The organism is Sphingopyxis italica, assembly GCF_011926545.1.
In the GTDB taxonomy this organism is placed as follows: domain Bacteria; phylum Pseudomonadota; class Alphaproteobacteria; order Sphingomonadales; family Sphingomonadaceae; genus Sphingopyxis; species Sphingopyxis italica.
Genome location: NZ_JAATIT010000005.1, coordinates 127,998 through 138,212 on the forward strand (window position 1 = coordinate 127,998; position 10,215 = coordinate 138,212).

10 protein-coding genes are annotated in these 10,215 nt (G+C 59.3%); 1 reads left to right on the plus strand and 9 read right to left on the minus strand.

Annotated features, from left to right (window positions below):
- The first annotated feature begins 151 nt into the window (after positions 1 to 151).
- Positions 152 to 1,048, plus strand: coding sequence for an IS1595 family transposase (locus GGR90_RS17660; RefSeq protein WP_167922716.1), 897 nt, complete (start codon positions 152 to 154; stop codon positions 1,046 to 1,048).
- A 92-nt stretch (positions 1,049 to 1,140) separates the two neighbouring features.
- On the opposite strand, the gene GGR90_RS17665 is transcribed toward GGR90_RS17660, so the two are convergent.
- From GGR90_RS17665 to GGR90_RS17705, 9 genes are all read right to left on the minus strand, one after another.
- Positions 1,141 to 1,626 carry a hypothetical protein gene (locus GGR90_RS17665; RefSeq protein ID WP_167922717.1) on the minus strand — a complete coding sequence of 162 codons (486 nt, stop codon included), beginning with the start codon at positions 1,624 to 1,626 and terminating at the stop codon, positions 1,141 to 1,143.
- Complete coding sequence (locus GGR90_RS17670) at positions 1,614 to 2,444, minus strand: hypothetical protein (RefSeq protein WP_167922718.1); 831 nt, start codon at positions 2,442 to 2,444, stop codon at positions 1,614 to 1,616. Before GGR90_RS17670 ends, GGR90_RS17665 begins: the two co-directional genes overlap by 13 nt.
- Positions 2,445 to 2,586: 142 nt before the next feature.
- Entirely contained in the window at positions 2,587 to 3,285 is a 699-nt protein-coding gene (phoB, locus tag GGR90_RS17675) for a phosphate regulon transcriptional regulator PhoB (RefSeq protein WP_167922719.1), read from the minus strand.
- Complete coding sequence (phoU, locus tag GGR90_RS17680) at positions 3,285 to 4,004, minus strand: phosphate signaling complex protein PhoU (protein WP_167922720.1); 720 nt, start codon at positions 4,002 to 4,004, stop codon at positions 3,285 to 3,287. The genes phoB and phoU overlap by 1 nt, the downstream gene beginning before the upstream one ends.
- Positions 4,005 to 4,029: 25 nt before the next feature.
- On the minus strand, positions 4,030 to 4,812 hold the full coding sequence (pstB, locus tag GGR90_RS17685) for a phosphate ABC transporter ATP-binding protein PstB (RefSeq protein ID WP_245198800.1): 783 nt from the start codon (positions 4,810 to 4,812) through the stop codon (positions 4,030 to 4,032).
- A 17-nt stretch (positions 4,813 to 4,829) separates the two neighbouring features.
- Positions 4,830 to 6,086, minus strand: a complete 1,257-nt coding sequence (gene pstA / locus GGR90_RS17690) for a phosphate ABC transporter permease PstA (protein WP_167922721.1) — start codon at positions 6,084 to 6,086, stop codon at positions 4,830 to 4,832.
- On the minus strand, positions 6,079 to 7,455 hold the full coding sequence (pstC, locus tag GGR90_RS17695) for a phosphate ABC transporter permease subunit PstC (RefSeq protein ID WP_167922737.1): 1,377 nt from the start codon (positions 7,453 to 7,455) through the stop codon (positions 6,079 to 6,081). The genes pstA and pstC overlap by 8 nt, the downstream gene beginning before the upstream one ends.
- 174 nt (positions 7,456 to 7,629) lie before the next feature.
- Complete coding sequence (locus GGR90_RS17700; RefSeq protein ID WP_167922722.1) at positions 7,630 to 8,679, minus strand: substrate-binding domain-containing protein; 1,050 nt, start codon at positions 8,677 to 8,679, stop codon at positions 7,630 to 7,632.
- Between the two features lie 133 nt (positions 8,680 to 8,812).
- Complete coding sequence (locus GGR90_RS17705) at positions 8,813 to 9,955, minus strand: hypothetical protein (RefSeq protein ID WP_167922723.1); 1,143 nt, start codon at positions 9,953 to 9,955, stop codon at positions 8,813 to 8,815.
- Positions 9,956 to 10,215 lie beyond the last annotated feature (260 nt).

The following is a 10,215-nucleotide window of genomic DNA, read 5'->3' on the forward strand; positions in this document are numbered from 1 at the left end:
ATATTTTTCGTCATGCTGAACTTGTTTCAGCATCCATGGCCTGACCTCCAATCCCGCGCAGCGTCGAAGGAAACGGCCGGGCCATGGACCCTGAAACAAGTTGGCATCTATCCCCTTTACATACGTAACGGAATGACGTATATACTGGGGCATGAGCAAGAAGCCCCTAACAACCACCCAGTTTTTCCGTCTCTTTCCGGACGATGAAACCTGTCTGACGCACCTGTTCAACGTCCGCTTTGGGCAGGGTTTCGAGTGCCCGTCATGCGAGCGCCCTTCGAACTGGTATCGCATCAAAGCCGAGCGCGCGTATTCGTGCCAGTGGTGCGGCCATCACCTTCACCCGACTGTCGGCACCCCGTTCGAACAGACCCGCACCCCGTTGCAGCTTTGGTTCTATGCGATCCACCTGTTCACGACGACGCGGCACGGTGTCAGCGCGAAGGAATTGGAACGCCAGCTAGGTGTCACCTACAAAACGGCATGGCGCATGGCGACGCTCATTCGTCAGCACATGGCAGACGTTGATGGTAGCGGCCCAGTTGGCGGCGAAGGTGTGATTGTCGAGATCGACGAAACGCTGGTTGGCGGATCGGTTTCGGGCAAGGGCAGCGGCTACAAGGGCAACAAGACGGTTGTTGTCGGGATGCTCGAACGCGGCGGCGACGTGGTTACGCAGGTCGTTTCGAGCCGCCACCGCAAGCCTATGGAAGCCCTCATTCAGGCGAACGTGACGATCGGCACGACCATCGCGACCGACGAGTTTGGTAGCTATCGCTTCCTCAATCAGCTTGGCTACGACCACATGACGGTCCAGCACAACAAAGGCCAATACGCCGCTTCAAACGGCGCCAGCGTCAATGCAATCGAGGGTTTCTGGCGCCACCTGAAATGCTCGATCAGCGGCACCCACGTTAGCGTCAGCCCGAAATATCTTGGCCGCTATGCCAAGGAATTCGAATTCCGCTTCAATCGTCGCAATGATCCGGCGTCGATGCTTCCGGAGCTTCTTTCGACTTTCCGGCCATTGACTGCAAAGTCGCGATAAGCGCGGCTTCGTCGCCGGGGGGATCGGCTTCATGGTCGGCGGCGAACTGATCAACGCTACCGTCCTCTCTCGCCTTGCGAAGCGAGTAGGGCTTATGCGTCGGGCTTGTGTTCATCGGAAGTGCTATCCTGCCGCACCAAATCAAAAACCGTCGAATAAATATCGTGCAGAACCGCCATATTGAAAGCCAGAATTATCAGAGCAAAACCGTTCATCAGCGACACGATGTAGACGTCGGTCGGGAAGCCCCCTTTTATCAGCAGAACAACGACACACGCAACAAATGCCCAAAAAAGCGACCATGCGTTAGAGTCCAACTCCTGACGCGCCGGAGCGGCGGCCAATTCACCGTCGGCGTGACTCTTGAAGCGCCGCACGATCCGCGAGAGCGTAAGATGTATGTTTCCGATCGATGCTAGAGTTATGGTCAGAATGACGATCAGGAGCGCCAGCATCTCATGTGAAACAAACGCGTGCAAAAACTCGTTTGCCGCGAGCACGTGAGGATGCACCACGGTCAGGGCAATGACCAAGGTTGCTAGGCCTATGAGGCCGCACCATCGGATTACGTAGGCCATAGTCTGTCTATTACCCGCCGAATGAACGACGGTTGCGAGGGTGTTGGCAAGTCGTCATCGTCTACCTCTTCTCGGGTCCGGTCATCATTAGAATCATAGACCTTTTTCTTTCCTGCGAACGCCTTTGCCTCGCCGCCGCCTTCCATCGCAATTTCCGCACTCGCTCCGGCGAGCTCCGATTCCGGTTCCATCTGACCAGGAGGCGCCCGGTAAGTGTGAGTGATGGTATCGGGATGCACCTGCTCATTCGCTAGGCGGGTAAAAATACCAACCGTATCGCGCAGGTTAAGGGCGTTAGGCGGAATGAACGTAAACTCTAGCTTTGTTAGAACGTCCTTATTCGCTCGAACGGCTTCCCAATAAAAACCATCAGTGTCCATGTATTTTACATGAGGAGTCCACTCACTCAAAGATGATTTTTTCGATATATGTTTAAGAAATGATTCAAGAATTGATTTAGGCGAGCCAACATCACTTTTAATTTGCATCCAGCATACTTGACTATCGGCAGCCACGTTCATCACGAATAGGGAAATCTCCCAGTTTTCGATCAGAATTTCGGTAAACGCAGTTTCGGGTCCGCTGTGACCCTTCTGAACGATTTCGCGCCCGAAAAATCCTGCAACGAACCCGCTGGGTGCCGCGATCGGCCAGAATGTCAGCTTTGCTTTTCCGCGAGCTGGCAGGAAGTCTCGGCGTTCACGAAAGGCATCTTCGAAGAATTCCCTTCGCGATCTCGCTGGCGCTTCTTGTTCGCCATATAGCGGCGTCTTATCCACCAGCGCCAACGACACGCGCATCTTCTCGAATACTGCCATCACTTTCCCCCTCGCGGGGTAGACTACGCATAACCACCGGCATTCGTCAATTCACGTATGCGAAGGGGATAGGCGCCAAACAAGTTCAGGGTGACGAGATATAAAATGTCGTGTTCCGGCCGAAACCGGTCGCGGCGAATATTTAAATACTCTTCCCCGCATCCAGCGCATAGCCTGCGGAGCGCACGGTGCGAATGATGTCGCTCGTGCCCGGCAGGTTGATCGCTTTGCGCAGGCGCCGGATATGGACGTCGACGGTGCGCAGTTCGATATCGCTGTCCTGGCCCCAAACGCTGTCGAGCAGCTGTCCGCGCGAAAACACCCGGCCCGGATGCTCCATGAAATGGCGGAGCAGGCGGAACTCGGTCGGCCCCATCGCGACGATCTGACCCGCACGCACGACCTTGTGCGCGACCGAATCGAGCTCGATATCGGCATAGTTCAGCATCTCGCCCGCGAGTGCGGGACGCAGGCGGCGGAGCACCGCCTGGACGCGCGCGACCAGCTCGCGCGGGCTGAACGGCTTGGTGACATAATCGTCGGCGCCGGTCTCGAGCCCGCGGATGCGGTCCTCTTCCTCGCCGCGCGCGGTGAGCATGATGATCGGCACGTTCGCTGATTTCGGGTTGCGGCGGAGGCGCCGGCAGACCTCGATGCCGGGCAGGCTCTCGATCATCCAGTCGAGCAGGACGATGTCGGGGACGCGTTCCTCGACGAGGATCAGCGCCTGTTCGCCGTCGGGGGTCTGCCGAACCGAGAAGCCTTCGCGGGCGAAATGCCAGACGATGAGTTCGGCGATCGCCTCGTCATCCTCGATCAGCAGCAGGTCGGGCTGCGGCATCAACCTTGCTCCTGCTCCGCGGCGCCATCTTCGGGCTGTTCGCCGCGCTCGCGTTCCTCCATCCGCTCGCCGGTCACGACATAATGGACCATCTCGGCGATATTGGTCGCATGGTCGCCCATCCGTTCGAGATTCTTGGCGACGAACAGCAGGTGCGCGCTTTCCGAGATATATTTCGGATTTTCCATCATGAAGGTGACGAGGGTGCGGAAGATGCTGTTGTAGAAATCGTCGACACTCTTGTCGCGCACCGTCACCCGCACCGCGAGTTCGGCGTCGCGTGCGGCGAAGCTGTCGAGCGCATCATGGATCAGTTCGGCGACGATCGACGACATCGACGTGAGCAGCGGGATCGCCTCGATCGACCGCGTCTGGTCCATCAGCGCGACGCGCTTGGCGATGTTCTTCGCATAATCGCCGATGCGTTCGACGACCGAGACGATCTTGAGCGCCGCGATCATCTCGCGCAAATCGTCGGCCATCGGCGCCCTCAGCGCGATCGTCTGCACCGCGAGCTGCTCGACCTCGGCCTCCAGCGCGTCGATCTTCTTGTCGTCGCGCACGACTTGCGCCGCGAGGTCGAGGTCGCCCTTGCTGAGCGCGGTCATCGCCTGGAGCAGCGCCTGTTCGGCGCGGCCGCCCATCTCGCTGATCAGCCCGCGCAGGCGGTTGAGGTCCTCGTCGAAGGCTTTGACCGTATGATCGTTCGTTAATGCCATCGTTTTCGTCCTGTTGCGCTACGGATCAACCGTAGCGGCCGGTGATATAATCCTTGGTGCGTTCCTGCCGCGGGTTGGTGAAGATGTCGGTGGTCTTGCCATATTCGACCAACGTCCCGAGGTGGAAAAAGGCGGTGCGCTGCGACACGCGGGCCGCCTGTTGCATATTGTGCGTGACGATCACGATCGCATATTTGCCGCGCAGTTCGTGGATCAGTTCCTCGATCTTCGCGGTCGCGATCGGATCGAGCGCCGAACAGGGCTCGTCCATCAATATGACTTCGGGGTCGACCGCGATCGCGCGCGCGATGCACAGGCGCTGCTGCTGGCCGCCCGACAAAGCGGTGCCGCTTTCCTGGAGGCGATCCTTGACCTCGTCCCACAGGCCGGCGCGCACGAGCGCGCGTTCGACGATGACGTCGAGGTCGGCCTTGTTCGGCGCGAGGCCGTGGATGCGCGGGCCATAACCGACATTGTCATAGATCGACTTGGGGAAGGGGTTCGGTTTCTGGAACACCATGCCGACGCGCGCGCGCAGCTGCACGACATCCATCGACGGCGCATAGATATCCTCGCCGTCGAGTTCGATCCGGCCCGTCACCTTGGCGCTGGCAACGGTGTCGTTCATGCGGTTCAGCGAGCGCAGGAAGGTCGACTTGCCGCAACCCGACGGGCCGATGAACGCGGTGACGAGGTCGGTGCCGACGTCGATCGACACGTCGTTGATCGCCTGTTTCTCGCCATAGAAGACGTTGACGCCGTGCGCCTTCATCTTCGGGTCGGTAATGGTCAGGTCTTCTTGGGTCATGTTCATGCCTGTCAGCTTCACCAGCGTTTTTCGAATTTGTTGCGAAGGTAGATCGCAAAGGCGTTCATCGACAGCAGTACGATAAGCAGCACGATGATCGCGGCGGAGGTTTTCTCGACAAAGCCCCGGTCGACCTCGTCCGACCACAGGAAAATCTGCATCGGCAGCACGGTCGAAGGCGAGCAGACGCCGCCCGGAACGTCGCCGATGAAGGCGCGCATTCCGATCAAGAGCAGCGGTGCGGTCTCACCCAACGCGCGTGCCATGCCGATGATCGTGCCGGTCAATATGCCGGGCAGCGCGAGCGGCAGGACGTGGTGGAACACCACCTGCACCGGGCTCGCGCCCACACCCAGCGCGGCGTCGCGGATCGACGGCGGCACCGACTTGATCGCGTTGCGGCTGGCGATCACGATCACGGGCATCGTCATCAGCGCGAGCGTCAAGCCGCCGACGAGCGGGCTCGCCTGACACAGCCCGAACCAGTTGATGAACACCGCGAGCGCGAGCAGGCCAAAGATGATCGAGGGCACCGCGGCGAGATTGTTGATCGACACTTCGATCAGGTCGGTCCAGCGGTTCTTCGGCGCATATTCTTCCAGATACAGCGCCGCGAGCACCCCGGTCGGAAAGGCGATGAGGAAGGCGATGAAGATCGTCAGCACCGATCCCTTCAATGCGCCCCAGATACCCGCGACCGCGGGGTCGGTCGCGTCGGCGTTCTTGAAGAAGGGCCAGTGGATGCCGGTCGACAGCTTGCCGTTCTTCTCCAGCGCAGCGACCCGGGCGCCGAGCGCGCCGCGCGAGCCTTCCTTGGCCATGATGTCGACTTCGGACGCGGCGGGCAGGTCGAACACCGTCTTGGCGTCGAGCAATTCGGGGTCGTCCTTGATCGCGCTGCGAACCTCTTTCCACGCATTTTCGCTGATCAGCGCCGACCCGCCGTCGCCCAGCGCCTCGTCGGCGGCAAAGGCGACGATGTCGGACAGGCCGGCATTCGCGATCACCTGATCGGCGTCGGCATCGCCGAGGCGCGAGGTGTCGATCGTCAGCGGCGTGGCCTTGAAATCGATCGGCACTGCGACGCTGGTATAGGTAAAGCCGCGCGCGCCGTTGCCGACCATCACGAAGAGCAGGAAGGCGAGAAAAGCGCCCGACAGCAGCACCGCGCCCAGCCCGAACAGCCTGAACCGGCGCTCGGCGGCGTAGCGGCCCGCGATGCGCTTTTGCATCACGGCGCCTTTCCAGTCGGTGGGGGCGGTCTCTCTATTCATAAGCTTCGCGATACTTTTTGACGATGCGCAGCGCGGCGATGTTGAGGAGCAAGGTCACGATAAACAGGACGAGCCCCAGCGCGAAGGCCGCCAGCGTCTTGGCGCTGTCGAACTCCTGATCGCCGGTGAGCAATTTCACGATCTGCGCGGTCACCGTGGTGACGCTGGCGAAGGGGTTGGCGGTCATGTTCGCCGACAGGCCCGCCGCCATCACGACGATCATCGTCTCGCCGATCGCGCGGCTGACCGCGAGCAATATGCCGCCCATCACGCCCGGAAGCGCGGCGGGGATCAGCACCTGACGGATCGTCTCGTTCGGCGTCGCGCCGAGCGCGAGCGATCCGTCGCGCATCGCCTGCGGCACGGCGTTGATGCTGTCGTCGGCCATTGAGGAGACGAACGGGATGATCATCACCCCCATCACGATCCCCGCGGCGAGCGCGCTTTCGGTGCTGGCGTTAGGAATGCCGAGCATTACCGCGAATTCGCGCAGCGCCGGCGCCACCGTCAGCGCGGCGAAATAGCCATAGACGACCGTCGGCACGCCCGCGAGAATCTCGAGGCAAGGCTTCACCCATTTGCGCACCGCCGGCGCGGCATATTGGGTGAGATAGACCGCGGTCATCATGCCGATCGGGATCGCGACGATCATCGCGATGACCGCGCCGATCAGCACCGTGCCCCAGAACAAAGGAATGCCGCCGAAGGTGTCGGGCTGCGGCGCCCCGCTGGTGGGCGCCCAGTGGGTGCCGAACAGCAGCTCGGCGGGCGAGACGAGGCGGAAGAAGCGGATCGATTCGAACAATAGCGACAGCACGATGCCGAAGGTCGTCAGGATCGCGACAAGCGACGCGAGCAGCAACAGCATCATCACGATCTTCTCGACGCGGCTCCGCGCACGGAAATCGGGGCGGATGCGCGTGAAGGCGTAAAGCCCGCCCGCGAGCGCCAACGCGAGCATCGCCGCGATGCCGATCCACGCATATTGGTGGCTCGCGTCGGCATAGGGCTTCACCAGCGGCGCCGCGGCGGGCAGCCGAACGTCGGCCTGTCGCCCCTGCGCGACATTGCGCGCGTCGGACAGGATCGCGCCGCGCTCGAACCCGAATTCGGGCAGGTTCTCCGCCGCCTCGGTCGTCAGCACCTGATTGGTGATCAGCGCGGGCGAGACCGACGCCCAGACCGCGAGGAACAGCGCGGCGGGGGCGAACAGCCACAGCGCGACATACCAGCCATGATATTGCGGCCGCGAATGCAACTTCGCCCCCGCGCGGCCGGCGAGCAGGTTCGACCGCGCGCGGCCGGCGAGCCAGCCGATCAGCGCGAGGCCTGCGATCAAAAGCAAAAGGGCGGCGGCGTTGAAGGTCACATCGTCCTCATGGACTGGGTTCACATTTCCGTTCGCATCGAGCGAAGTCGAGATGCCTCTCGACCATGCGCTGACCCGATGGGTGTCTCGACTTTGCTCGACACGAACGGGGAAGGGGAAAGCAAAAACGGCGGCCGGACGAACGAACCCGCCCCGCCACCAGCGGGAGGGTAATTACTTCAGCTCGCTGCCATCCAGCGCCGTCATATTCTTGCCGTTCGCCGCCGCGGTCGCTGCAATGTCCTTCGGCGAGACGATCAGCCCCTTGGCGTTCAGATAACCGCCATCGGCCGCACCTTTCAGGAACTCGGCGACATATTCGGCCAGCCCCGGAACGACGCCGACATGCGCTTTCTTCACATAGATATACAGCGGGCGCGATCCGGGATAGCTGCCGTCGGCGATCGCCGCATAGGTCGGCGCGACGCCCTGGATCGGCACCGCCTTGATCTTGTCCTTGTTCGCGTCGAGATAGGAAAAGCCGAAGATGCCGAGGCTGGTCGGATTCTTGTCGAGCTTCGAGATGATGAGGTTATCATTCTCGCCCTGCTCGACATAATAGGGCGAACCGCGCAGCGTCGTGCACACCGCCTCATGCTTGTCCTTGTCGCTGTCCTTCAGTGCCTTCATTTGCGGGTTGGCGTCGCAGCCGGTGCCGAGGATCAGCTCCTTGAACGCATCATAAGTGCCGCTCGTCGACGGCGGGCCGAAGACCGAGATCGCGACCGCGGGAAGCGCGGGGTTCACGTCCTGCCACGTCTTCGCGGTATTGGGCTTGCCATAGGGGTTCGCCGCGAGCGCCTTATAGACGTCCTCTTCGGTCAGCTCGAAGCCCGGACCGCGCGAAGCCTCACCCAGCGCGATGCCGTCGATGCCGATCTGGACTTCGACGATGTCCTTCACCCCGTTCGCGACGCAGGTGTCGAATTCCTTCTTCTTGATCCGGCGCGATGCGTTGGCGATGTCGGGCGTGTCGCCGCCGACGCCGGCGCAGAAACGTTCGAAGCCGCCGCCGGTGCCCGTGCTGTCGATCTTCGGCGTCTTGTTGCCTGTCGCCTCGGCGAACTTCTCGCCGACCGTGGTGGCAAAGGGGTAGACGGTCGAAGACCCGACCGCGCTGATATAAGCGCGCGCCCCGCCGCCCGAAGACGCCTGATCCTGACACGCGGACAGCGCCAGCGCGACTGTGGCGGCGCCGGCGATCAGGGCGAATTTCTGCAGCATGGGACAATCCTGTGGTGGGGGTCGTTACCGAACCAAGCCACCACCCCCGCGGCGACTCGCTGAGGGCCATTTGGGGTTTTTGTGTGACGTGTTTGTGACAGGGAGCGTCATGGAAGTGTCATGCGCACACGCCTCACAATTCCCGTACTTCCCTAATTACAGAAGACTTGTTTGTAACGGGTGCCTCCATGATTGCACGGGCTTCAACGATCTTCTCGCGTTGAGCCTGCCATAAGGTCGGGCCATTTTTGGTCGATGGACGTAAAAGTCCGTTCCTTTGCAAAATGGATAAAATATCAGCAACATACGCTTTGGCTCGAACATCGAGCCCTCTGTACAATGCTGCTTCCTGTCGAGCCCCGCCAGCTTGAAAGAATGTCTTTTTTAAGATCGTCATTAATACTCTAACACTCATCGGTAAATCTGAATCTAGTATCTCTGCATTCGTGTTCCCAATTCCAGAAAACCTTTCAATTTGACACCCATCGTCAAATTTTCCTTTTGGGAGATCTTCGAGACCTTTTACTCCAGATAATGTTCCGATTGCACATCGTTCGAAATTCGGAAGATTTCTTGATATAATTGACCCCTCTCCAGCCAAAATATCAACACTTTCAATAAGACATTCTGAAAATGTGACACGAGAAAAATCAGAAGAATCTAATAGCTCAATGACTTTAAAATAGCCATCTACTATTCTTATTTGATTTCCTTCGTATGATGCAGAGTTTATCTGTAGACTTTTAAGTATATCTAAGGATAGATAACTAAATCTACGATCAGAAGAAATTTGTAGAGCGTGAGATGACTGCTTACTAGACAAATTCTTTGTTTTATTCGCAATCAACTGAGAGCCAATGTCGCCAAGTTCCACGCTTGCTTCGGAAAAATCTACCGTGTCGTCATGCGGCGCTGCGATGAATCTTAGAACGTCTCCGGCGCGACATGCGTCGGTTAGATCGTCGTCGATAAACTCCCGAGAGTTCTCACTGCCGGGAACAGATGCGAGCCCGGGCAGGCGCAATAGCAATACCTGAGTTCTCTCGTTCGGACTTTGACCAAATGCGTCGCGGAACGCCGAAGCTATTGCATCTGAGTCTAAGGGGCCTCGGCCGTTTTCTTTGGACCGAGCGACTGTTGCCAAGCGCTCAAGCATCGTCCTGAGCGTTTCGGGCTCTACCGCCACATCGGCGACCTGTTTTACCTCTCGGGCGCAAATCCTTGAAATCAGGTAATCCCAGCCAATTGCGGGGCTATCTTCATTGGAATCGATCATTTCGTCTAGGATGCCACTCGCCGCCAAATAACCTATAAGCAAAGGTCTCCTCGGAAGCCATATAGGTAGAGAGTGAGTAATATTCCGTTTTGACAAATACTCGACGATTTGCGCATCCGAAAATTCCCCAATATCAAAAATATCAGATGAAATGGGGAGGCCGATTGACGTGACCCCCTGATTTTCCTCCAACTGTGATTAGAGTCCGGCCTTGAAGGAAGGACGGACAGATGAAGCGGACGAGGTTTTCAGAAGAGCAG